The organism is Pseudomonas lundensis, from assembly GCF_002269125.1.
Lineage (GTDB): Bacteria > Pseudomonadota > Gammaproteobacteria > Pseudomonadales > Pseudomonadaceae > Aquipseudomonas > Aquipseudomonas lundensis_A.
The window spans coordinates 170,923-193,499 of record NZ_NQKI01000002.1; the positions used below are offsets into that span (position 1 = coordinate 170,923).

At 60.8% G+C, this 22,577-nt stretch carries 18 protein-coding genes and 1 pseudogene; 1 reads left to right on the forward strand and 18 read right to left on the reverse strand.

Annotated features, from left to right (window positions below):
* Positions 1 to 14 precede the first annotated feature (14 nt).
* The 4 genes from urtD to urtA all read right to left on the reverse strand — a co-directional run bounded on the left by urtD (position 15) and on the right by urtA (position 4,774).
* Positions 15 to 860: an urea ABC transporter ATP-binding protein UrtD gene (gene urtD, locus CJF39_RS02465; RefSeq protein WP_094992006.1), complete on the reverse strand. Its 846-nt coding sequence runs from the start codon at positions 858 to 860 to the stop codon at positions 15 to 17.
* Positions 857 to 1,936, reverse strand: a complete 1,080-nt coding sequence (urtC, locus tag CJF39_RS02470) for an urea ABC transporter permease subunit UrtC (RefSeq protein ID WP_094992007.1) — start codon at positions 1,934 to 1,936, stop codon at positions 857 to 859. The genes urtD and urtC overlap by 4 nt, the downstream gene beginning before the upstream one ends.
* The gene (gene urtB, locus CJF39_RS02475) at positions 1,936 to 3,438 is read right to left on the reverse strand and encodes an urea ABC transporter permease subunit UrtB (protein WP_094992008.1); all 1,503 of its coding nucleotides are present in this window, start codon (positions 3,436 to 3,438) and stop codon (positions 1,936 to 1,938) included. The genes urtC and urtB overlap by 1 nt, the downstream gene beginning before the upstream one ends.
* Before the next feature lie 70 nt (positions 3,439 to 3,508).
* The gene (gene urtA / locus CJF39_RS02480) at positions 3,509 to 4,774 is read right to left on the reverse strand and encodes an urea ABC transporter substrate-binding protein (RefSeq protein WP_094992009.1); all 1,266 of its coding nucleotides are present in this window, start codon (positions 4,772 to 4,774) and stop codon (positions 3,509 to 3,511) included.
* 350 nt (positions 4,775 to 5,124) lie between these two features.
* Here urtA and CJF39_RS02485 point away from each other — a divergent pair, with 350 nt between their 5' ends.
* Positions 5,125 to 8,625: a DUF4329 domain-containing protein gene (locus tag CJF39_RS02485; RefSeq protein WP_094992010.1), complete on the forward strand. Its 3,501-nt coding sequence runs from the start codon at positions 5,125 to 5,127 to the stop codon at positions 8,623 to 8,625.
* Here CJF39_RS02485 and CJF39_RS02490 read toward each other — a convergent pair.
* The 14 genes and pseudogenes from CJF39_RS02490 to cbiE form a co-directional block, all read right to left on the reverse strand.
* A complete protein-coding gene (locus tag CJF39_RS02490; RefSeq protein ID WP_094992011.1) occupies positions 8,622 to 9,632 on the reverse strand; it encodes a FecCD family ABC transporter permease in 1,011 nt (336 codons plus the stop codon). The two genes, CJF39_RS02485 and CJF39_RS02490, sit on opposite strands and share 4 nt — an antisense overlap.
* Positions 9,629 to 10,579: an ABC transporter substrate-binding protein gene (locus CJF39_RS02495; protein WP_094992012.1), complete on the reverse strand. Its 951-nt coding sequence runs from the start codon at positions 10,577 to 10,579 to the stop codon at positions 9,629 to 9,631. Before CJF39_RS02495 ends, CJF39_RS02490 begins: the two co-directional genes overlap by 4 nt.
* Positions 10,576 to 11,364: an ABC transporter ATP-binding protein gene (locus CJF39_RS02500; protein ID WP_094992013.1), complete on the reverse strand. Its 789-nt coding sequence runs from the start codon at positions 11,362 to 11,364 to the stop codon at positions 10,576 to 10,578. The genes CJF39_RS02495 and CJF39_RS02500 overlap by 4 nt, the downstream gene beginning before the upstream one ends.
* An 18-nt stretch (positions 11,365 to 11,382) precedes the next feature.
* On the reverse strand, positions 11,383 to 13,509 hold the full coding sequence (locus tag CJF39_RS02505) for a TonB-dependent receptor (RefSeq protein WP_094992014.1): 2,127 nt from the start codon (positions 13,507 to 13,509) through the stop codon (positions 11,383 to 11,385).
* A 163-nt stretch (positions 13,510 to 13,672) separates the two neighbouring features.
* Positions 13,673 to 15,049, reverse strand: coding sequence for a PepSY-associated TM helix domain-containing protein (locus CJF39_RS02510; protein WP_094992015.1), 1,377 nt, complete (start codon positions 15,047 to 15,049; stop codon positions 13,673 to 13,675).
* 93 nt (positions 15,050 to 15,142) lie between these two features.
* Positions 15,143 to 17,233 carry a TonB-dependent copper receptor gene (locus tag CJF39_RS02515; protein ID WP_094992100.1) on the reverse strand — a complete coding sequence of 697 codons (2,091 nt, stop codon included), beginning with the start codon at positions 17,231 to 17,233 and terminating at the stop codon, positions 15,143 to 15,145.
* A 100-nt stretch (positions 17,234 to 17,333) separates the two neighbouring features.
* Positions 17,334 to 17,729, reverse strand: a complete 396-nt coding sequence (locus tag CJF39_RS02520) for a DUF2946 domain-containing protein (protein ID WP_283163014.1) — start codon at positions 17,727 to 17,729, stop codon at positions 17,334 to 17,336.
* A gap of 21 nt (positions 17,730 to 17,750) precedes the next feature.
* Positions 17,751 to 18,245 carry a copper chaperone PCu(A)C gene (locus tag CJF39_RS02525; RefSeq protein WP_094992016.1) on the reverse strand — a complete coding sequence of 165 codons (495 nt, stop codon included), beginning with the start codon at positions 18,243 to 18,245 and terminating at the stop codon, positions 17,751 to 17,753.
* A gap of 48 nt (positions 18,246 to 18,293) precedes the next feature.
* Positions 18,294 to 18,692 (reverse strand): DUF2946 domain-containing protein, encoded by a 399-nt coding sequence (locus tag CJF39_RS02530; RefSeq protein ID WP_094992017.1) that lies wholly within the window; start codon positions 18,690 to 18,692, stop codon positions 18,294 to 18,296.
* A 107-nt stretch (positions 18,693 to 18,799) separates the two neighbouring features.
* On the reverse strand, positions 18,800 to 19,090 hold the full coding sequence (locus CJF39_RS02535; protein ID WP_094992018.1) for an addiction module antidote protein: 291 nt from the start codon (positions 19,088 to 19,090) through the stop codon (positions 18,800 to 18,802).
* Positions 19,091 to 19,093: 3 nt separating this feature from the next.
* Positions 19,094 to 19,394: pseudogene (locus CJF39_RS23255) on the reverse strand (type II toxin-antitoxin system RelE/ParE family toxin).
* A gap of 48 nt (positions 19,395 to 19,442) precedes the next feature.
* A complete protein-coding gene (locus tag CJF39_RS02545; protein ID WP_094992019.1) occupies positions 19,443 to 20,171 on the reverse strand; it encodes a cobalt-precorrin-6A reductase in 729 nt (242 codons plus the stop codon).
* Positions 20,168 to 21,265 (reverse strand): cobalt-precorrin-5B (C(1))-methyltransferase, encoded by a 1,098-nt coding sequence (locus CJF39_RS02550; protein ID WP_094992020.1) that lies wholly within the window; start codon positions 21,263 to 21,265, stop codon positions 20,168 to 20,170. The genes CJF39_RS02545 and CJF39_RS02550 overlap by 4 nt, the downstream gene beginning before the upstream one ends.
* Positions 21,258 to 22,469 (reverse strand): precorrin-6y C5,15-methyltransferase (decarboxylating) subunit CbiE, encoded by a 1,212-nt coding sequence (cbiE, locus tag CJF39_RS02555; protein WP_094992021.1) that lies wholly within the window; start codon positions 22,467 to 22,469, stop codon positions 21,258 to 21,260. The genes CJF39_RS02550 and cbiE overlap by 8 nt, the downstream gene beginning before the upstream one ends.
* Positions 22,470 to 22,577 lie beyond the last annotated feature (108 nt).

The window sequence follows — 22,577 nt, forward strand, 5'->3', positions numbered from 1 at the left end:
CTGTGCCTGCTCTCTCAACGGCCCAGATACACCTCGATCACGCGTTCATCGGCTTGCACGTGCTCCAGCGAACCCTCGGCCAGCACACTGCCCTGATGCAACACGGTGACGTGGTCGGCAATCGAACCCACAAAGCCCATGTCGTGCTCCACGACCATCAGTGAATGCTTGCCCGCCAGGCTTTTGAACAGCTCGGCGGTGAACTCGGTTTCGGCGTCGGTCATGCCCGCCACAGGCTCATCCAGCAGCAATAACTGCGGGTCTTGCACCAGCAACATGCCGATTTCCAGAAACTGTTTTTGCCCGTGGGACAACAGCCCCGCCGGGCGATGCGGCGCGTTGGCGAGACGGATGGTTTGCAGCACCTCGTCGATGCGGTCTTTTTGTTCGCCGGTCAGTGTGGCGCGCAAGCTGGCCCACACCGACTTGTCGGTTTTTTGCGCCAGCTCCAGGTTTTCGAACACGCTCAGCGCTTCGAACACCGTGGGTTTTTGAAACTTGCGGCCAATCCCCGACTGGGCAATCTGCACTTCGCTCATCTGCCGCAGGTCGAGGGTTTCACCAAACCAGGCCTGACCTTCAGTGGGGCGGGTCTTGCCGGTGATAACGTCCATCATCGTGGTCTTGCCTGCGCCGTTAGGCCCGATGATGCAGCGCAACTCGCCGACCCCGATGTACAGGTTGAGGTTGTTCAGTGCCTTGAAGCCATCAAAGCTGACGCTGATGCCCTCAAGGGTCAGGATCGTGCCGTGGCGGGTGTCGAGCCCCTTGCCAGCGGTCTGTCCCAGACCAATGGCATCGCGGCTGCTGCCTTGATCCTTGTTGGGGTCGAGCATGGGTTCGAGCAAGACATTCCTCATTGATCACCCCTTTTCTTCAATAGCCCGATGACACCCTTGGGCAGGTACAGCGTGACGACGATAAACAGCGCACCGAGGAAGAGCAGCCAGTATTCGGGGAAGGCCACGGTGAACCAGCTCTTCATGCCGTTGACCACGCCTGCGCCCAGTAACGGGCCAATCAGCGTGCCGCGCCCGCCCAATGCCACCCACACAGCGGCTTCGATGGAGTTGGTGGGCGACATCTCGCCGGGGTTGATGATCCCCACTTGCGGCACATACAGCGCACCCGCCAGACCACACAGCACCGCGCTCAAGACCCACACGAACAGCTTGAAACCACGCGGGTCGTAGCCGCAGAACATCAGGCGATTTTCGGCGTCTCGCACGGCGGTCAGCACGCGTCCGAATTTGCTGCGCGCCAGGCGCCAGCCCAGCAACAGGCTGCTGACCAACAGCAGCACTGTGGCGAAAAACAGCGTCGCGCGGGTGCCGGGTTCGGTGATGCCGAAGCCCAAAATGGAGCGGAAGTGGGTGAAGCCGTTGTTGCCGCCAAAACCGGTTTCGTTGCGGAAAAACAGCAGCATCGCGGCGAACGTCAGGGCTTGGGTCATGATCGAAAAGTACACGCCCTTGATGCGCGAGCGGAACGCGAAGAACCCGAACACCAGCGCTACTAAACCCGGCGCCAGTACCACCAGGCACATTGCCCAGGCGAAGTGCTCGGTGCCCACCCAATACCACGGCAATTCGGTCCACGACAGGAAAGTCATGAAGGCAGGCAGTTCATCGCCCGCCGCCTGACGCATCAAGTACATGCCCATTGCGTAGCCGCCGAGGGCGAAAAACAGTCCGTGGCCCAATGACAGCAGGCCGGCGTACCCCCACACCAGATCCAGTGCCAGGGCGACGATGGCGTAACAGAGGATTTTCCCCACCAGCGTCAAGGTATACGCCGATACCTGAAACGGGCTGTCGGCAGGCAGCAGCGACAGCACCGGCATGGCCAGCAGGATGACTAGAACAACAGCGCCGATCACTGCCGTTGCGGTCGGGCCGGCTTTTTGTGTCGCGGTCATTAGCAATGGCTGATTCATCAGTCGATCACCCGTCCTTTCAGCGCGAAAAGGCCTTGCGGGCGTTTCTGAATGAACAGAATGATCAGCCCCAGGATAAGGATTTTGCCGAGTACGGCGCCGATCTGCGGCTCGAGAATCTTGTTCGCGATGCCCAGTCCCAGCGCCGCGTACACCGTGCCCGCCAATTGGCCGACACCGCCCAGCACCACCACCAGAAAGGAATCAATGATGTAGCCCTGGCCCAGGTCGGGGCCTACGTTGCCGACTTGGCTCAAGGCCACGCCGCCCAGTCCGGCAATCCCCGAACCAAGGCCGAAGGCGAGCATGTCCACGCGCCCGGTGGGCACGCCGCAGCAAGCGGCCATGTTGCGGTTTTGGGTGACGGCACGCACGTTGAGCCCCAGACGGGTTTTGTTCAGCAACAACCAGGTGAGGAACACCACGGCCAGTGCGAAGCAGATGATCACCAGCCGGTTGAACGGCAACACCAGATTGGGCAGCACTTGAACCCCGCCCGAAAGCCATGCGGGGTTGGCCACTTCGACGTTCTGCGCACCGAATAGCAGGCGCACCAGTTGAATCAGGATCAGGCTGATGCCCCAAGTCGCGAGCAGGGTTTCCAGCGGGCGCCCGTAGAGGTGACGAATGATCGTGCGTTCCAGCACCATGCCCACCCCGGCGGTGACGAAGAACGCCACCGGCAGTGCCAGCAGCGGATAGAACTCAATGGCGCCGGGTGCGAAACGCTGGAACAGCAACTGCACGCCATACGTGGAATAAGCGCCGAGCATCAGCATTTCGCCGTGGGCCATGTTGATGACCCCCAGCAGGCCAAATGTGATCGCCAGCCCGAGGGCCGCCAGTAGCAGAATCGAGCCCAGTGACAAGCCGCTGAACGCCTGGCCCAGCAGGTCGCCAATCAGCAGCTTGCGTGTGACTTGCGCCAGGCTGGTTTCGGCCGCAGTGCGCACGCCGTGATCGGTTTCAACGTCCGGTTGCAGCAGGGTTTCAAGTCGCGTGCGGGCCAGCGGCTCGCCGGTTTCACCCAGCAGACGCACCGCTGCCAGACGCACGGCGGGGTCGGCGTCCACCAGTTGCAGATTGGCCAATGCGAGGCTCAAGGCCGCGCGCACATCGTCATCGGTTTCGAGGGTCAGGCGACGATTGAGCAGTGCAAGCTGGGCGGGTTTCGCGGTTTTCTGCACCTGTCGCGCGGCATTCAGGCGCTGTTGGGGATCAGCCGCCAGCAGTTGATGGCTGGCCACTGCGTTGTCGATCAAGGCGCGCAGACGGTTGTTCAAACGCACGGTCTTGGGCTGGCCATCGACGGTGACCTGCCCACTTTGCAGTTCGCTGAGCAGTGCGATGCGGGCCGGGTCGGGTTGGGCCGCCCAGCCTTCAAGCAACTTGACCTGCATGGGCAGATTGGCGCCAGCAAACTCACTGGCGTCATCGGCATACGCGCCTGCGGGCAATAGCAGCAGGCAGGCGACGATAAAACGGTAAAAGACGGTGGGCATAGTGAGTGTCCCTGTAAGCGCGGCTCCCTCTCCCAGCGGGAGTGGATCGGGGAGAGGGGCTTTATTGTGGTTAGTTACCCTTCACCGCGTGATCCGGCTTTTTATCGTTGCCCGGGATGTAAGGGCTCCAGGGTTGGGCACGGATCGGGCCGTCGGTCTGCCAGACCACGCTGAACTGACCGTCGGGCTGGATTTCGCCAATCATCACGGGCTTGTGCAGGTGGTGGTTGGTCTTGTCCATGGTCAGTGTGTAACCCGACGGTGCCGCGAAGGTTTGTCCGGCCAGCGCCTCGCGCACCTTGTCCACGTCGGTCGATTTGGCCTGTTCCGCGGCTTGCGCCCACATGTGGATGCCGACGTAGGTGGCTTCCATCGGGTCGTTGGTCACGGCTTTGTCGGCGCCCGGCAGGTTGTGTTGCTTGGCATAGGCCTTCCAGTCAGCGACGAATTTCTGGTTGACCGGGTTCTCCACCGACTGGAAGTAGTTCCACGCGGCCAGGTTGCCCACCAGCGGCTTGGTGTCGATGCCACGCAGCTCTTCTTCGCCCACCGAGAAGGCAATCACCGGCACGTCGGTGGCCTTGATGCCCTGGTTGGCCAGCTCTTTATAGAACGGCACATTGGAGTCGCCGTTGACGGTGGAGATCACTGCGGTCTTGCCGCCGGCCGAGAATTTTTTGATGTTGGACACGATGGTCTGGTAATCGCTGTGGCCGAACGGGGTGTAAACCTCTTCGATGTCTTTGTCGGCCACGCCTTTTGAGTGCAGGAACGCGCGCAGGATTTTGTTGGTGGTGCGCGGGTACACATAGTCAGTGCCCAGCAACACGAACCGTTGGGCGCTGCCGCCGTCTTCGCTCATCAGGTATTCAACGGCCGGGATGGCCTGCTGGTTGGGCGCGGCGCCGGTGTAGAACACGTTGGGTGACATTTCCTCACCTTCGTATTGCACCGGGTAGAACAGCAAACCGTTGAGTTCTTCAAACACCGGCAACACCGACTTGCGCGACACTGACGTCCAGCAGCCGAACACCACGGCGACCTTGTCCTGGGTCAGCAGTTGGCGACCTTTTTCAGCAAACAGGGGCCAGTTGGAGGCGGGGTCGACCACTACCGCTTCGAGCATTTTGCCGTTCACCCCGCCTTTGGCGTTGATCTCGTCAATGGTCATCAGCGCCATGTCTTTGAGCGAGGTCTCGGAGATCGCCATGGTGCCGGACAGCGAATGAAGAATGCCGACCTTGATGGTCTCGGCTGCGTGGACCGTCCAGCTCATGCCCATGGCTGCGATTGAGGCGGTAAGGGTGAAAGCTTTGATCAAGCTGCGACGCTTCATGGTGCGATCTCCAGAGTTCTGATGGTTGGCGAGCCAATACCTGCACTGCCAAGGGCTGTAGCAAGGGCTGTGCCGGATTGCTAAAGCCCTCTGAATAAGGGGGTTGCACACAAAGTGAGCCTTTTTTCGCACCACGACAGCGCCTGCAACCAACCCGCGTGCACGCCGATGCGCCGCCATGGTGCTTTGCCCGATGAAGGCGCGCAGGCAGTGAACCGCTGCCTGAAACAGAGCGTTTTGCAGGGACGCGCCATTTAAGTAATTAAATATGACCTGCGCTCAGGGCCGCTCTTGATGATGGGAAGGCGCAACGGCGTTGCGCTCAACCATCTGATTCAAGGAGTGTGAAAGTGAGCCAGTTTTTTCACGAGCGCGTGGAGCGCGGTACAGCGGCCAAGACTGTGCCGCTGCCTGCGTTAAGCCCGCCGTTTGCTTACCCTGATGACGCGGCCCGATATGCCCACGAAATGATTGGTGACCGGCGTGAGGTGGAGTACGGCGGAGTCATCTTGCAGCGTCAGGACGGGTTGTTTCTGGCGACCTTGCCGGTTCAGGGCGAAAGCCGGATGTTCCAGCATGCCCGGGTGCTCTCGACGGATGCGGACAATAATTTTCTGCACCCGCCGGGCTACACCTGCTACGCGTTTTATCATTCCCATCCCAATAACTACGAAGAGGTTAAAAGGTACTTTCCGAGTTGGTCGAAAGAGTCTGTTGAGACCTCGATGAATTTCTTTTCGCCGCCCGATGTGATCTTCACCGTCGGCATGCGAGGGTTTGCGCGGGCGGGCTATTTATCCGGGCTTAATGGTTCGCTGATCAAATACGTGCCCAGTGGGTCTGACGCGGAGCACGCCCTGGTGCAGGCCTATCAAAAAGGAATCATCAGGGCCAAGCGCCTGATCGAATATGTGCACGAACTGTCAGCGGCGGGCGAACTGAGCGTTATCCAAACCAACGACATCTGGGGATGGAAAGTCGGAAAGGTGGGGGCCGATTTCAGCATTTACGTCCCGGCTGCCGGCATTGATGCGCCGAGCAAACGCGTGCAGCAACCTGCTTACAGCCCGGTTTTCACAACGCTACTGGAGGCCGTGAAATTCACCCGGTTGCGTCAGTATCAACAGCCTGAGCAACAATATGGCTACATCCTTAAATACCAGGATAAGGAGCAGTACCTGGCCACCGAGCCGGTAGTCGGTGCGCCAACTCCGTTCTCCCCTGAGGGTGTGTTTACCTTTAACGCAGCGGGTGCCGTGGTCATACCCAGAAATCTGGATGTGATTGCCCAGTATTACTGCGACAGCCTGTACCACGACCCGGCTCAGGTTCCGGCTCAACAGGCTCAGGTGTACAAGCGCTTTATCGAGCCCGGCGCGCTGGCGCACAGCCTGCGCCTGGCGCTAGCCCTGCGTTTTGATCGGCCAATACCGCCGTTGCCCTTGTACATCACAGTACGTGATGGTGCATTGCTGACGTATCAACCCTCTTCGACGTTTGCCGAAGAACCCTACGTGCGCCTGCTCAGCGTGGCCGAAGGCGGCGGTCTGGCAATTAAGCGCGACCTGTTGAGCGGTCATGTCACGCCCACTGCCTATATCCGCGGGCTGGCGCAAATGGGCACCTTGCAGGTGGTGTACCACAGCGATGTCTGGGGGCAGCCGGGTCAGGTCAAGCCGGATTGGACGCCGTATGCGCGCCTGCGTCGCAGAGCCTTGAGCCCTTCATTTGCAACGGCTGAAGACGCCGCCCGTTATGTCCATCAGAAAATAAGGCGCTCAGCCCGGACAGACCGCATCTTTGGTGGCCTGATCTTCCAACGGCTCGACAGGCGATTTGTGGCGACCGAGCCTCTGGCAGGGCGCAATGAAACCTTCGATCCCTCGGGCATCATCCCCGGCGAACGCCTTGACCTGACACCGGCAGGCGCAAGCGTTGTGGCGTTCTATCATGCTCATCACGCGCAGCACTCGATGTTGTCGACGCCGGACGTTGAGCAACAGCTGTACGCCAATATGTTTGAACCGCATGAGCTGTGCGCCGCTATCCAGGACCGTGACTGGGCGGCGGCTCGCTTTTTGTCCACCCCGGACGGCGCGCTACTCAAGTACGTGCCCAGTGGCTCTGATCGCGAAAAGAAGTTCCTTGCCCGGCTAGCACCGCCGGCGGCCAACCCGCAAAACGTGCGCCACAACACGCTGCAGCTCAAATTGCGCACCCATACGCTTAAGCCGACCGAGTACGTGGGGCAAGTGGTGCGAACCGGTGATCTGTACGTGATCGAGGGGAGTCCTTTATGGGGGCAACCTGCCAGGATCACCCCGCAATGGAAGCCCTCGCCTGCACCCGTTGACGTTCAGCAGGCCACTGTCCAGCCAGCGTTAAGCCCTGTATTTACACAGTCCCGTGACGCGGCCCGGTATGCACATACCCACATGGGGGCACGCCACAAGCGCCAATTTGGATTTATTTTGAAAAGCGTCCACAGCGACGAGTTTGTCGCGACGTTGCCGATGGAGGGCGGTGGGTTATTACTGGACCGCGTTTTCCCGCGTGAACACGCTGAGCGAAATAACACCCTGCCTTCGGGGTTCAAGCTTCATGCGGTCTATCTGGGTGCCCCGGCAACCTATTTAGCGACCCCCTGGGAAGTGAGAGAGGTGCGCAACCTCAATACGCTGTTGGGGTTTGTGACGCCTGACGACTTCGCAGACGGGTTGGGGCTGGTGAGTATGGTCAAGCAGCAGCGTGGCGCGTTTACGGGCGAGGTGCCGCTGTACCTGTCCACCAATGAAGGCGCGCTACTCAGGTATGTCCCGGTTAACCTGCGGCTGCAATTGACCTCCGGTCTGTTTCGCGACTGGGGCCGCCCGTTGCTGACCGACATACTGACCGGCGCATTGCATGTCACCAATTATGTCTATCAAGTGGCAGCCAGCGGTCAGCTTGATGTGTTGATTAAAAGCCCGCTCTGGAGCACCCCGGGGACCGTCACGGCCAGTTGGCTGCCTTACCGTAAACCGGTGACCATGCCGGTCGCGCAGACCCGGCGCTTTGCGTTGAGCCCTGTTTTCGCCCATGCCGACGATGCCGCCCGCTATGTGAACTCGAGCATTGCGCACCCCAACGCGTTAAATCTGGTCGCAGCCATATTGGGCACGTCTGACTACAACACCTTTGTCGCCATAGAACCCCTCACGGGCGGGGAGGTGGCCAATGCTCCGGAAACCCTGTTGTTCACCCACAAACACGTGGACGGCCAGTTGCACCCCCTACCGGTTTTTGCAGCGGGCTATACGCGCAAACACCTGGTGTTTTCTCGTGCGCCATCACTCCAGGCGTCCTACAGCAGGCTTGAGAACAACTTGCTCAACAACATGTTTTGGCCAGTGGATATTTGCTACGCCACCGACCTTTTAAAAACCTATGACAGCGACAACAGCTTTGCGACGATCTACCACTCGACCGATGATGGCGCGCTGTTGAAATACACGCGTGGCACCTCGGCGGCGACACAGCAGCTCTGCCAGCCGATCAGTGGATCGAACCTTACCTATGAGGGGTATTTCGCGGAGAACTATCAACCGGACCGCACCACTCGACGTTACGAGGAATACGTTCCACCGACGCTCAAACCCAGCGAGTTACTGACGCGTGTCCTTAATAGCGGAACGTTGAGTGTGGTGGTAATCAGCCCGACCTGGCCGCATAAGGGCGATGTCGCCCAGAGCCTCACCATCACCGGCCAAACCCAGCAAACACCGTTTGACTGGGACGATGCCAGCAAGCTGCAACAGGGCGCAGCGAGCACCCTGGAAATCCCGTCAGCGCCGTGGCACGACGAGCTTTAGCGTTTGCGCATCAACGCGATAAAGAACAGCCCGCCTATGGCTGCGGTGGCCACTCCGATGGGCAAGTCTTCCGGGGCGATCAAGGTGCGAGCGGCCACATCGACCCACACCAGAAACACGCTGCCCAGCAAGGCTGACACCGGCAGCAGGCGTCGGTGTTCTGCGCCGATCAAACGGCGTGCGATGTGCGGGATCATCAAGCCAACAAAGCCGATCGAACCGCTGATGGCCACCAGTACACCGGTCATCAGCGAAGCAATCAGAAAGACCCACAGTCGCACATTGCGGGCATTGAGGCCGAGGGTGACGGCGGTTTGTTCACCGGCCATCAAAGCATTCAGCGGACGGGCCATTCCCAGCAGCAAAACCAGCCCCAGCAAGACGCTGGCGCTGGGAATGGCCAGCAGTTCCCAGCGCGCCAGCCCCAAGCCGCCGAGCATCCAGAACAGTACGGCGGAACTGGCGCGATGATCGCCCAAAAACAGCAGTGTATTGGCCACGGCCATCATCACAAACGATACCGCCACGCCGCATAACAGCAGGCGATCGCTGTCCAGTCGCCCGTGGCGGCTAGCGATGGCCAGTACCAGCAGCATGCTGAGCAAGGCGCCAATAAAGGCTGCGATGGGCAGGGTCAGCAAACCGACGATCTCGCCCACGTGCAACACCACGATCACGGCGCCTAGCGTAGCGCCGCTGGTGACGCCCAGCAGGTGCGGGTCAGCCAGCGGATTACGCGTCACGGCTTGCAACACGGTGCCGATCAAGGCCAGCCCGGCACCGACCAGCGCTCCCAGCAACATGCGCGGGACGCGAATCAACCACACGATGTGCGCTTGCCCCGCCGTCCAGCTCACGTCACCGATACCGAACAGTTTGTTCAGCAGGATGTGCCACACCACCTCCACCGGAACCCGCGCCGGGCCAAAGCCCAGCGACACGACACACGACACCAGCAACAGGGCACCGAGGCTGGTCAGCAGCAGTGCGTAACGACCCGTCATCATTGCGGATGAAAGCCTTTGGCAAGCGTCTCGATCGCCAGCACGTTGTCGATACCCGGCGTGGCTTGCACGTACGGAATGACGATGAAGCGTTTGTGACGAATCGCGTCCACTGATTGCAGCGCAGGGTGGGTTTGCAGGAAGTGCTGTTTCTGCTCCGCAGTGACTTCGCTGTAATCCACAATCACGATCACTTCTGGATTGCGTTCGACCACGGTTTCCCAATTGATGCGGGTCCAGCTGGCGTCGATGTCGCTGAGGATGTCGTTACCGCCCGCCGCTTCAATCAACGCATGGGGGATGCCCAGACGGCCGCTGGTCATGGCGCGGTCTTCGCCGCTGTCGTACAGAAATACCCGCGGCTTTGAGGCCGGCAAGGCCTTCTGAACGTCAGCAATTGTTTGCTGCATGTGTGCAATCAACTCGTTGGCGCGGTCTTGCACGTCGAAAATTTTGCCGAGGTTGCGCAGGTCGTTGTAAGTGTCCTCCATGCTGGCTGCCGGGCGTTTCATTACAAACGCGCAGGACTCAGTCAGTTCGTAGACATTGATGCCCAGCGGCGTGAGGGTGTGCGGTGTCAGGTCTCCGCCGACGCGCATGCCGTAGTCCCAGCCGGCGAAAAAGAAATCCACATTGGCATTGAGCAGTGTTTCCACGGAGGGGTACTTGCTCGCCAGTTCCGGCAGGCCCTCAAGGATCACCTTCATCTGGGGAGTGACAGCCTTCCAGCCACTGATGCCGCTGTAGCCGGCCATGTGCGGTTTGAGGCCCAGCGCGAGCATCATTTGGGTCATGTTGATGTCATGGCTGACCGCGTGTTTGGGGGCTTCATTGAAGGTCACGTCGCGGTTGCAGCTTTTGACCGTTAACGGGTAATGCGTGGCTTCGGCCTGGGCCAGCTGGGCGGCACACATAACGCTCAAGCAGAGCATGAGGCGGATCAGGTTCATGGTTGGGTTATCCAGGTAATGCGCGGGTAGCCGGACAGGGGATGGTCATCGATCAGGGCTTCGACGCCAAACACAGCGCGTAACATATCAACCGTCAGCACTTCGCGAGGTGTGCCGCTGGCCACGATCCGGCCATGGTTAATCACATACAGGCGGTCACAAAACGCGGCAGCCAGGTTCAGGTCGTGAATGCTGGCGAGGGTGCCGATGTTCAGGCGTTTGACCAATTGCAGCAGCTCGAGCTGATAACGCGGGTCGAGGTGATTGGTCGGTTCGTCGAGGATCAACAGGTCCGGTTGCTGGGTCAAGGCGCGGGCCAGAATCACGCGTTGTTTTTCACCGCCCGACAGGGTGGCAAACGCGTGGTCTTCAAAACCGTGCAAGCCCACGGACGCGAGGGCATTTTGCGCCAACTGGCGATCGGCTTCCGTGTCGCCGTCAAACAGCCCTTTGTGCGGGGTGCGGCCCATGGCGACCACTTCATCGACCGTCAGGCCGAAGGCATCCGGGAACTCTTGCAGTACCACGGCGATGCGTTGCGCGCACCAACGGGGAGATTGTTGCCAAAGGTTGTGCTGCTCCAGATGAACCGTGCCCGCCTCGGGTTTGCTGAACCGGTAGGCGCAGCGCAGCAGGCTGGTCTTGCCGCTGCCGTTGGGCCCGATCAGGCCCACGAACTCGCCTGCAGCCACGTGCAGGTTGGCGTCACGCAGATGAAACTGGTGATGGCAGTGGCCGTGACCCAGAGGTGACCAGGCAAGTTGCGTGAGGGTGAGGCGAGGCATAAGGGTCCAGGTTAAACGTTAAAAGGCGTAATCGGCCGTTACAAAGAACGAGCGCGGCTCGCCCATGAGCCATTGCTGGCCGCCATTGTATTGGGTTACGGCGTACTGGCGATTAAACAAATTGTTCAGGCGCAACCCCAGGGTGGTATTGGGCAGGGCATTCCAGCTCACAGTGGCGTCTACCACGGTGTAGCTCGGCAGTTCGACAGTGTTGGCCGTGTCGGCATAACGCGCATCTACATAACGCACACCGGCGCCTGCGTTCACATCGTCGGTGATGAACGTGCTCAACCACAGGTTGGCGGTGCGACGCGGTACGTCGGTGGGGCGATTGCCTTTGCGCGAGACGCCGTCGTCGTTGAAGTTGTCGTATTCAGCCCGCACGATTGAGGCGTTGGCTTGCAGGGCCCAGCGGTTCGGCAGCTGCAGGTCGAGGCTAGCCTCCAGGCCGTTTGACGATTGTTCACCCACTTGCAGGGTGCGAGTGAAATCACTGGGGTCGGTGGTCAGTAAATCCTTTTTGACGATGTGATAAGCCGCCAGCGTCCACTCGCCGCGCTGCTCCCAGAACATCTGTTTGAAGCCGACTTCAGTCTGGCGCGCATGGGCCAGGCCGAAATTTTGCTGACGTTGGCTCAAGCTGATCACCCCCCCCACGCCATCGACACTGGTGGCCTGTTGAGCATAGATCGACATGTCCGGCGTCAATTCGTACACCAGCCCGACTTTCCAGCTGTTGGCCGACAGGCCACGGTCGCTGCGGGTGGTGACGCCGCTTTCGGCGAAGTCATCGCGATCCAGGCGCACGATGTCGCGGCGTACGCCAGTGACCAGCGACAGTTGATCGGTCAACGTAGTGCGATTTTCTGCGAACAGCGCAACCTGCCGGGTCGTGGTGGTGAATTGATCGCGGTACGGGGATGCGCTCTCGAACTGGCCACGGTCCGGGTGGTACACGTCGACAGGTTGACCGCCCGGTGCGACATCGTTGTAGGGCGCATTGCTGTGCAGGTTGAAGTGGATGCGGTTGTACTCCATGCCCACCAGGGTTTTGCTTTTCAGGCCGAACAGGTCGTGGTTCAGGGTGAAGGTCTGACGGTCGCCAAACTGCTCCTGATGGTGCTTGATGCTGAAAAAGCCACTGCGCAACAGGCTTTGGCTGCCCTCATCCCAGGCATGGTTTTCGGCGTTCTGCCAGCGCCGCTGGGCTTTCAGGTAATACAGTTCGTTGCTGGCGCTCAGGGTGTCGCTGATCTGCCATTCGGTGTTCAGGCGCGTCCACTGGTCGTTGTAGTGCAGTTTGGCGTCGCGCACGTTGTAATTTTTGTCGCGCAGACTCTTGTGGTAGCGGCCGTTGATCAACGGCACGCCAAAGTCGTTCTGCGGTTGCTGGTCGCCGTAGTCGTGGCTCAGGGTGAAGGTCAGGTCGTCAGTGGCCTGCCAGCGCAGGGCAGCGCTGATGAAGGTGTTTTCTGAATCGCCATGGTCGATCCAGCCGTTGCTTTGGGTGTGGTTGAGGTTCAGCCGGTAGCTCAGGGTGTCGGTCAGTGAGCCGCCGCTGTCCAGCGCTTGTTGTCGGGTGTCATACGAGCCGTAGCCGAGGCGCACGTGGTTTTCGATGTCACCCATGAACGGCTTTTTCGGGATCACGTTGATCACCGCGCCTGTCGCGCCCTCGCCGTACAGTACTGAGGCCGGGCCGCGCAGCACGTCGATACGCTCCACCGACCAATCGTCCACCGGAAAGGTCACAGTGCCTGCGCCGCTGTAGAGGCGCACGCCGTCATACAGCTGCATGACCGAGCCTTCACCCACGAAGCCACGGGCCGAGTACGCAGAGCCGCCGTTACCCGGTGTGCCCGTGTTGCTGATGCCGGTGGTGCGGGTCACGGCGTTCTGAACGCTGCGATCGCCACGCGCGCGGATCTGCGCGCCGGTCAGGTTTTCGACACTGGCCGGGGTTTCAAGGCTGCTGAGGTTCAGGCGCGAGCCTGCGCGGGTGGCAGTCTTAAGGTCGATGTGAGTGTTATCGACTTCAGGGGCCGTGATGGTCGCGGCGGGCAGCATCAAGGACGGTGCGGTGTCGTCCGCCTGCGCAGGGTTGACGGTCAGCAGGCAAAGGCTGGAGAACAGGTACTTATTCATCGGGGCAATGAGTCGCTTTTTTAAAGGGATGCCCGCTGCCTCCTGGCGGCGGGTGATGAAGCGTCAATGAAGCAGTTACACATAACAGGCTTATCGGACTTTTTTGTCAGCGCGCCATTATCCCTGAGTCTCTAGCCGGCACCTCTCGAACCATTCACGTTGGTCATGAGTGCTGTTCACGTTGTTGTTTGGCGCGGATCCGCAACAGCACCCGATCGAGTACCCAGACGGCAAGCAATGAAACGCCGACCAGCGGAAACAGCACCGCCAGCCCAAGCATGATCAGCACACCGGTTTTCCATGTTGGCAGTGCATGGCGCAGCGGCGGTACGCCCAGGCTGCCTTGCGGGCGGCGTTTCCACCAGATCACCAGGCCACTGATCGAACTGAGCAAAATCATCAGGCACACCAGCAGGATTGCGATCTGATTCAGCGAGCCAAAGAGTTTGCCTTCGTGCAGCATCACGCCCATTTCGGTGGCACGGGCGACGTTGCTGTAATGCTGCCAGCGCACGTCGGCCAGCACTTCGCCGGTGTATTGATCGACATGCAAGGTGGCATCGTCACGCGGGTCGTCGGCGAAGACTGCGACGGTGAAGACACCTTCTGCGGTGGTCGGCAACGTGATGCTGTAACCGGGTTCGACGTTGCGGCGGGTCGCGGTGTCGACCACGTGCTGCAAGGTGATGGTCGGCGCCGCAGGGCCGCTGGAATGAGCACCGTGGCCCATGTGCTCGGCGTGGGCGCCCGAGACGGGCATTGGGGTGTTTTCCATCGCCCAGGGCACGGTTTGGCGGGTTGCCGTGTTGAGGCTGCGCGCTTCTGTGTCGGACGTGGGCACGTTGTTCCACATGGCGGCCGGGAACTGATTCCACAGGTCGGCGTACTGCTTGCCCCAGAAACCGGTCCAGGTCATGCCGCTGATCAACATAAACAACAACAATGCTGCGCCCCAGAATCCGGTGACGGCGTGCAGGTCGCACCACAGTACGCGCCCGCGACGGGTCAAACGTGGCCATAGCACGCCTGCGGCCGATTGCCCGCGCGGCCACCACAGGTACAGCCCGGAAATCACCAGCACCACGCCCCAGCCTGCGGCCAGCTCTATCAAGCGGTCGCCCAGGGTGCCGATCATCAGTTCGCCATGCAGCGCCCGCGCCACGGCTTGCAGGTTGAGCTTGGCATCCTGCTCGCCCAGCACCTCGCCGTTGTAGGGGTTGATAAACACATTCAGCTCGCGTCCGCCGCTATGGATGACGAATTGGCCGCTGCGCTGCGGGTTGATCGGGGGCAGGTACTGGCTGATATGCCCCTGTGGATAAGTGGCCTGAACGCGGGTGAGTTGTTCGTCGGCGCTGAGGCTGTGATGGCCCGGGGTGACGTTGATCAGGTGGTCGTAGAGCAGAGGGTCGAGCTGGGGCTTGAACAGGTAAATGATCCCGGTCAGGGCTAACAGGATCATGAACGGGGCGACAAACAGCCCGGCGTAGAAATGCCACCGCCAGGCCAGGTTGTAAAAAGAAGGAGTGGGTTGGCTCATGTGAGCGGCTCCGCAAGGTAAATAGTATTAATGACGCCTGCCCCCCATCCTTCTTCCGGTTGGAGAGGGACGGGGGGCAGGCAACGCGGCTGTTTAGAAACTCACATCAATTTTTGTCCACAACGTGCGGCCAGGTTCGTTGATCGGCGTCGGGTCGGTCGCCGGGTAGCCGTATCCTGCGTTACCGGCCATGTTCAGGTGCTCGCTGTAGTTTTTGTCCAGCAGGTTGTCGACCCCGGCGCTGACTTTCAGGTTTTTGTTGATGCGGTAGGCGCCGTTGAGCGAGAACACGCCAAAGCCTGCGCTTTTGTCGTAATCCTTGCCCACCACGTTACCGGCGTTGCGATCGATCCGGTCCTGCCGGGCCACCACGCGCCACAAGGCACCGGCGCTCCAGTCGTCTTCGCTGTAGGTCAGGCCGAGGCGGGTGTCGAGCGGTGGCATTTGTGGCAGTGCCTTGCCGTCCGTGGTGTTTTTGCCCCAGGCATACGCCAGGGTGGCGTCGGCTTTCCAGTTGGAGGTCAACTGATACGCAGCCCCCAGTTCACCGCCCATGACCCGTGCGTTGACATTCTGTGCCTGGGAAGAACCCTTGGCGTAATCGAACAGGATGTAATTGCGAATCTCCCCGGCGTAGACCGAGGCCCAGGCTTCGAGGCGCTCGGTTTTGTATTGCAGTCCCATGTCGAGCTGGGTGGTCTTTTCGGGTTTGATGGCGTCGAACGCATTCACCGAGCCCGCGGGGCCTGAGGTGGGTGAAAACAATTCCCAGTAATCCGGGAAACGCTGTGCGTGGCCCAAACCGGCGTAGACGGTGGCCGGGCTGTCAGCGAGGTCATGTTCATAGCGCACAAAGCCGCTGGGCAGGGTATCGGCGCGGGTTTTATCGAGTGTCGGGTTGGGCTTGCTCATCATTCCCGAACCGATACGGGCGCGGAAATCCTTGGCGGACGCGCGGTCAAGGCGGGCGCCGGTAATGACGCGGTCGCGGTCAGCGGCGTACCAGGTCAATTCGCCAAAGGCCCCGTAGTTGTGGAAATCGGCATCCTTGCTCCAGTTCTGGTCCTTGTAGGTGTCGATGCCCATTCCCATGCGTTTACGGTGTTCGTTGGTCTGTGCATCGATGCCGCTGATCAACTGCAAATCTGCCCAGTGCCAGGTGGCCTTGATGCGTGCACCCAGGGTTCGGCGGTCGACGTTGGAGGCCATGGGCCCAGCCATCATGCCGGTGCCGGATGGGGTGCGCAGGGTGTAGTTGTCCATCACGTGGTCGGCGTAGTTGTAGTAAACCTGCGCTTCGACCTTGTCGAGCACTTCCCCGATGTTGGACTTCTCAAAGCGCAGGCCCAGGCTTTCGCGTTTGTACTGGCTACCGTCCATCCCGCGGCCGGCCGAACGGGCTTCGCCGTCGCCCTTGCCGGCGGTGAGCTCCAGCAGCGTGTCGGCGTCAGGGGTCCAGCCGAGGGCAACATCGCCGTTCCATTTGTCATAACGCGACGGCACCGTGTCGCCGTTGCCGTCCTTGTAATCGTCGGCGTGCGCGGTATTGCCGATCACGCGCACATAGCCCAACGGGCCACCGGCAGCGGCATCGATGGTTTTGTCGAAGCGGCCGTTTGAACCCGCTAGCAGACTGGCATTTACCCGCGTACCCAGTTCACCGAAATGTTCGGGTTGGCGATCAAACAGGATGGTGCCCGCCGAGGCGCCCGGCCCCCAGAGCACGGTTTGCGGGCCTTTGATGACCGTGAGTTGATCGTAGGTTTCCGGCGAAATGTAGGACGTCGGGGCGTCCATGCGGCCCGGACAGGCGCCGAGCATCACGCCGCCGTTGGTGAGGATGTTCAGGCGTGAGCCGAACATGCCCCGCAGCACCGGATCACCGTTGGTGCCGCCGTTGCGGATCAGGGCGAACCCGGGGATGGTTTTGAGGTAATCACCGCCATCGCTGGCGGGCACCGGCTGGCGCGGGTCTTTAGGGTTGGTGACGATGGTCAGCGGGGAGCTGGGTGCCACGGCCGTGACCACGGTCGGGCTGAGTTCACGCACGTGTCCGGCGTGCTCATCCACCGGGTCGGCAGCCTGCGCCAACGGCGCGAACAACGCGCAGCACAGCGCGCTCAGGGCAAAGGGGAAAAACGTCTGTGCATGGGGCAAACGGGAGACAGCAGTAAAACGGGACATAAACATTCCAATATTCAAGCGAATACAACACGGCCACGCGCCTGCGGCTGTCTTGAGCAGCGCATACAGACGGGCCTGGGTAAGGTTGTTGTGTCGGTGACTAAAGGAAGGTGGGCGGGGCGCGTGAGCGGGCCCCGGGGAAGACCGGTTGCCGGGCATGGCCCAGCCGGGGGTTGGACGCCAGGTAGTGTTTGGGAGCAGACGCATCGAACAGGTTCAGGCCGATACTGCCCGGCAGCGCAGGGCAACTGAACAGCAGCGTGCAATAGCCGCACTTTTCCCACATGGCGTGATGGTCAGCAGCCGGTTGTTGATGCTCCGCGTGCTCGCTGTGCGCCGCCATCCGCATGTCCATTGGCATCGGCATGGAGGCGTGATGGTCCATCGGCATCGCCTGGGAAATCAGCGGGCCGATGAAAATCATCAACATGGCAAACAGGCTCAGCCAACTGCCGCGTGTCTGCGACGTGGATGGCCTGGCGCGAAGGGCGCGCACGGGGCTCAAAGACCTTTGCGGTTAGTGTGCGTGCGGGGTGCCTTTGCTGGCGCCGGGAGCCTGCTTTTGCACGTTCACGTCGACCTGTACGTCGCCTGCCTTTTCAAAGTGCAGGGTCAGGGGGAAGCGCTTTCCGTCTCGCAGCAGGTTGCGGTCTTTGGGGTTGAACAGCATCACGTGGTACGCCATGGGGGCAAACGTGACGGTGCCCCCTGCCGGGATATCGACCGCGGGGACGTGCTGCATTTTCATCAGGTCGCCCTGCATGACGTGTTCGTGAATCTCGGCTTTTTCCGCAATCGGGGTGTCTGCGCTCAACAAGCGATCGGCGGTGTCGCCGGTGTTCTTGATGATGAAATACGCCGCCACGGTAGGCGCATTGGGAGGCAGCTCCTGAGACCACGGGTGAGCGATCTCCAGCGCGCCCACGGTGTATTGGTGGGCGTTGGCGAAACAGGCAGGCAAGATCAGCGCCGCCGCAATCAGGGCGTGCTTGACCAGTGACAGGTTCAACATGGTAATTCTCCGAAGTGATTCAAAGCGCAAAAGGGTTGCGAGGATGAATCACGCCAGAGGCGAAGCGCGGGGGTTGAGGCTCGGCCATTGCTGGCGCGGGGTGGGGCGTTTCAGGTGATCCGGCACTTGGCTATGCCCGTGCTCGATGGCCGCGAAATAGAGCGTCGGGACATGGGGCGGCAAGGCCACCAGCGGCGCCGAACCCGAGCAGCACCAGCAGTGCTGCATGGTCGAATGATCGTCGTTCTGGCTGTCGCCCGCATCAACCTTGCCCAGCGACACAGCCACCATTTTGGTGCCGGTTGAGGTGCAAAAGCTGCTCCACATGAACTGCTCGGAGGGCGCCTGACGGGCACCGCTCATCGCGCCTGCCGTCGACATGGCGAGCATGTTGAACAGCACTGCGAAGCAGGCGATCCAGGCAAATGCAAACCGTTGTCGGGACATGACGAATTCCGTGAGTGGAGCGATCAAGGGCGCTATTTAGCCTGAATGATCGGCGTAAGTAAAAAGGCCAGGTGCGGCGAAGTGTCGCCCGGCATCGCTGGCGAACCTCAGGCCGCGCTTGCGTGGAGTTTAAGCCCAAGCGCTTTCATGACTTTCATGATTGTCGCGAACTCTGGGTTACCGCTGCTTCCAAGGGCTTTGTAGAGGCTCTCGCGGCCTAATCCAGTGTCCCGAGAGATCTGACTCATGCCTTGGGCGCGGGCAATATCGCGAAGGGCAGCACGAATCAGACTGCCGTCACCCGGATCTTCATCGAAACAGGCATCAAGCAATGCAGCCATTTCTGAAGGGTTTTTCACGCAGTCGGCAGTATCGAAACGGATAAATTGTTCGGTCATTGTTCAGTCCTCACAACTCAATGTTTTGGCTATATGTTGTGCGCGTTTTATGTCTCGCACCTGGGTTGTTTTGTCGCCGCCAATGAGCAACAGGTAAATGACTTTCCCTTGCGGGTGCAGTAAACCCGATAGCCTGCCCGCAATGAATGCGCATTTCGTACACACGATCTCCTACAGGTTCACAGTCAACGAACTGCCCTAATCCTACGGCTCTAATGCGTGCCAGAATGCGTGCTTGCCCACTCTTGTCTTTTAATGAGCTTAGCCATTTTGCGAATTCATGGGGTTGCTCGAGATTGATCATGGAGCGAATCGTATCCCTCGGGATACAGCATCGCCACTGAATACACATTCACAAATATTCTTCTTGCTTCAAGACCTGAAGCACATCTCCCACCGCCCCAAACACCCGGTCAGCCTGCGCCAGCTCGGGCCGTTTGAGTATCAACACGGGCACGCCGCGTTCGCGGGCGACTTCCAGTTTGGGCTCGGTCGCGCTGCTGCCGCTGTTTTTGCTGATTAATACATCGATATGGTGTTGTTCAAACAGCTGCCGTTCGTCGTCGAGGCGGAACGGGCCACGGGCGCCGATGACGTTGCAGCGTGCGTTGCCGGGATACGGGTCCAGCGTCCGCAAGGTCCAGAATTGATCGGCGGGAATCTCATCCAAATGCCCGAGCGGTTCTTTACCCAGCGTGAACAACGGACGCTTGAAAGGCGTGAGCGCCCTGACCAGCTCGTCCCAGTCCGCCACCTCACGCCAATCGTCGCCCGGTTGCGGTTCCCAGGCCGGGCGTCGCAACGCCCAGCATTCAATGCCGCTGGCACGGGCGGCCAAGGCGGCATTGCGGCTGATTTGCGCGGCATACGGGTGGGTCGCATCCAGCAGCAAATCGATGTGCTGTTCGCGGATGTAGCGGGTCAAGCCCTCGGCGCCCCCGTAGCCGCCGACCCGGACTTCACAGGGAAGGTCGGTCGGCACACGGCCCACCCCGGCGAGGCTGTAGACGTGCTGGGGCCCAAGGGTGCGTGCAATGGCCAGCGCTTCGGTAACGCCGCCCAGCAACAATAGCCGTTTCATTCAAATGCTCCCGCATGGCCCACGATCCCGCCTTGGCGGTCGATGGCGAACACTTCAATCTGCACCTGCGCGGGCACCACGCTGCGGGCAAAATTCAGCGCGTGCTGACACACGGCATCGCCCAATGCGATACCGGCGGCACTGGCCATTGCCAACGCTTGTTGGCTGGTATTGGCTTGGCGAATGGCTATTTGCAGCTCGGCGTCAGCTCCAATGGCGGCGGCCCAGTCAGCCAGTTGCGGCAGGTCGATGCTGGAGTGACGACTGTGCAAATCCATGTGCCCGGCGGCCAGTTTGCTGATCTTGCCGAAGCCGCCGCACAGGCTCAATTTATCCACAGGGACTTTGCGCAGATGCTTGAGCACTGCACCGACGAAGTCGCCCATTTCGATCAGCGCGATCTCCGGCAGGTTGTACACGCGGCGCATGGTGTCTTCGCTGGCATTGCCGGTGCAGGCGGCAATGTGCAGGTAACCGTTGGTCTTGGCGACGTCGATGCCCTGATGGATCGAGGCAATGTACGCCGCGCAAGAGAACGGTCGTACGATGCCACTGGTGCCCAGAATCGACAGTCCGCCAAGAATACCCAGCCGCGGATTCATGGTTTTCAGTGCCAATGCTTCGCCATCGCGAACGTTGACAGTCACTTCAAACCCCCCGGCGTAATCGCATTCACGGGCCAGTTGCAGTAAATGATCAGTGATCATTTTGCGCGGCACCGGGTTGATCGCCGGTTCGCCCACCGCCAGCACCAGCCCGGGACGGGTAACGGTCCCCACGCCCTGGCCAGCCACGAAGACAATGCCCGCCTCGGGGATCAGGCGCACCTGCGAGTACAGCAGCGCGCCATGGGTCACGTCCGGGTCGTCGCCGGCGTCCTTCAGGGTGCCGGCTTCGGCACCCGCGGCCAGCAGGCGACAAAACTCCAGGCGCATCGTCACCACCTTGCCCTTGGGCAACGTAATTTCAACGGCGTCATGGCTCACGCCGCTCAGCAACAGGCGGGCGGCAGCCAGGCTGGTGGCCGTCGCGCAACTGCCTGTGGTCAGGCCGCTGCGCAGCGGCGCGGGTTGTTCAGCGGTCTCGTCACGCATCAAGGGGTTTAGTCACGTCTAACAGGGTGATGGGCAGCGCTTGGCGCCAAGTATCGAACTCTCCCAGTGGCCGGGCGTGAGCAACGTGCAGGCGGGTCAGTTCCCCGCCATGCAGTGCGCGCCAGTTCATCAGGTGCAGTTCGCTTTGCAGGGTGACGGCATTGGCCACCAAACGGCCGCCGGGCTTGAGTTGCTGCCAGCACGTGTCGAGCACACCTTCACGGGTGACGCCACCGCCAATGAAAATCGCGTCCGGGCGTTCGAGCCCTGCCAACGCCTGCGGGGCCTTGCCCCGGATCACGTGCAGACCGGGCACGCCCAGTGCGTCACGGTTCTGTTCGATTAAGTGCTGACGGCCTTCATCCGCTTCGATCGCCAGCGCCCGGCAGCTCGGGTAGCTACGCATCCATTCGATGCCAATCGAACCGCTGCCTGCGCCTACGTCCCACAACAGTTGGCCGGGCAGCGGAGCGAGACGCGCAAGGGTCATGGCGCGCACATCGCGTTTGGTCAACTGACCGTCATGCTTGAACGCGCTGTCGGGCAGCCCGCCGATGCGCGATAACGGGTGCGCGTCGTTAGAGGCAATGCAGTCGATAGCAATCAGATTCAACGCGGCACTGTCGCCAGCGCGCCAGTCATCGGCGTTCGCTTCGATGCACCGCTCAGTCGGGCCGCCGAGGTGTTCCAGGACATGCATTCGGCTCGGGCCAAAGCCGCGTTCGCGCAACAGCGCTGCGACCAGCGCAGGGCTGCTGCCGTCATTGCTCAGCACCATCAGGCGTACGCCACTGTGCACGTGGGCATTGAGCGCCGCGACGGGACGGGCCACAACCGACAGGGTTACGACGTCCTGCAGCGCCCAACCCAGTCGCGCCGCCGCCAGTGAGAAGGACGACGGTGACGGCAGCACGTGCATTTCGTCGCCCGGAATGACGCGCGCCAGACTTGCGCCCACGCCAAACAGCATCGGGTCGCCGCTGGCCAGCACGCATACGGGTTCACCACGTAACGCCAGTACCGGCGCCAGCGAAAAGGGGCTGGGCCACGCCAGGCGTTCAGCGCCGATACACGCGGGCAGTAAATCCAGCTGGCGCTGCCCGCCGAACACCCGGGCAGCGCTCAACAGCGCGCGCCGGGCCGTTTTGCCCAGACCGCTGAAGCCGTCTTCACCTATTCCCACAACTGTTAGCCAGGGCGACATGCCAATCCTCTTGTTGAACACCGATGTAAGCGTCTGCCCACAGGCAGGGACGGTGCGCATGATAGCGCGCCTTGCGCGTGCCAGTGAGGGTGCCTGCGCACGGGCCTG

What these genes read in the sequence shown, in the direction of transcription:
- urtD (WP_094992006.1), bottom strand. Translation starts at nt 860, where the DNA reads ATGAGGAATGTCTTGCTCGAACCCATGCTCGACCCCAACAAGGATCAA.
- urtC (WP_094992007.1), bottom strand. Translation starts at nt 1,936, where the DNA reads ATGAATCAGCCATTGCTAATGACCGCGACACAAAAAGCCGGCCCGACC.
- urtB (WP_094992008.1), bottom strand. Translation starts at nt 3,438, where the DNA reads ATGCCCACCGTCTTTTACCGTTTTATCGTCGCCTGCCTGCTGCTATTG.
- urtA (WP_094992009.1), bottom strand. Translation starts at nt 4,774, where the DNA reads ATGAAGCGTCGCAGCTTGATCAAAGCTTTCACCCTTACCGCCTCAATC.
- CJF39_RS02490 (WP_094992011.1), bottom strand. Translation starts at nt 9,632, where the DNA reads ATGATGACGGGTCGTTACGCACTGCTGCTGACCAGCCTCGGTGCCCTG.
- CJF39_RS02495 (WP_094992012.1), bottom strand. Translation starts at nt 10,579, where the DNA reads ATGAACCTGATCCGCCTCATGCTCTGCTTGAGCGTTATGTGTGCCGCC.
- CJF39_RS02500 (WP_094992013.1), bottom strand. Translation starts at nt 11,364, where the DNA reads ATGCCTCGCCTCACCCTCACGCAACTTGCCTGGTCACCTCTGGGTCAC.
- CJF39_RS02505 (WP_094992014.1), bottom strand. Translation starts at nt 13,509, where the DNA reads ATGAATAAGTACCTGTTCTCCAGCCTTTGCCTGCTGACCGTCAACCCT.
- CJF39_RS02510 (WP_094992015.1), bottom strand. Translation starts at nt 15,049, where the DNA reads ATGAGCCAACCCACTCCTTCTTTTTACAACCTGGCCTGGCGGTGGCAT.
- CJF39_RS02515 (WP_094992100.1), bottom strand. Translation starts at nt 17,233, where the DNA reads ATGTCCCGTTTTACTGCTGTCTCCCGTTTGCCCCATGCACAGACGTTT.
- CJF39_RS02525 (WP_094992016.1), bottom strand. Translation starts at nt 18,245, where the DNA reads ATGTTGAACCTGTCACTGGTCAAGCACGCCCTGATTGCGGCGGCGCTG.
- CJF39_RS02530 (WP_094992017.1), bottom strand. Translation starts at nt 18,692, where the DNA reads ATGTCCCGACAACGGTTTGCATTTGCCTGGATCGCCTGCTTCGCAGTG.
- CJF39_RS02535 (WP_094992018.1), bottom strand. Translation starts at nt 19,090, where the DNA reads ATGACCGAACAATTTATCCGTTTCGATACTGCCGACTGCGTGAAAAAC.
- CJF39_RS02545 (WP_094992019.1), bottom strand. Translation starts at nt 20,171, where the DNA reads ATGAAACGGCTATTGTTGCTGGGCGGCGTTACCGAAGCGCTGGCCATT.
- CJF39_RS02550 (WP_094992020.1), bottom strand. Translation starts at nt 21,265, where the DNA reads ATGCGTGACGAGACCGCTGAACAACCCGCGCCGCTGCGCAGCGGCCTG.
- cbiE (WP_094992021.1), bottom strand. Translation starts at nt 22,469, where the DNA reads ATGTCGCCCTGGCTAACAGTTGTGGGAATAGGTGAAGACGGCTTCAGC.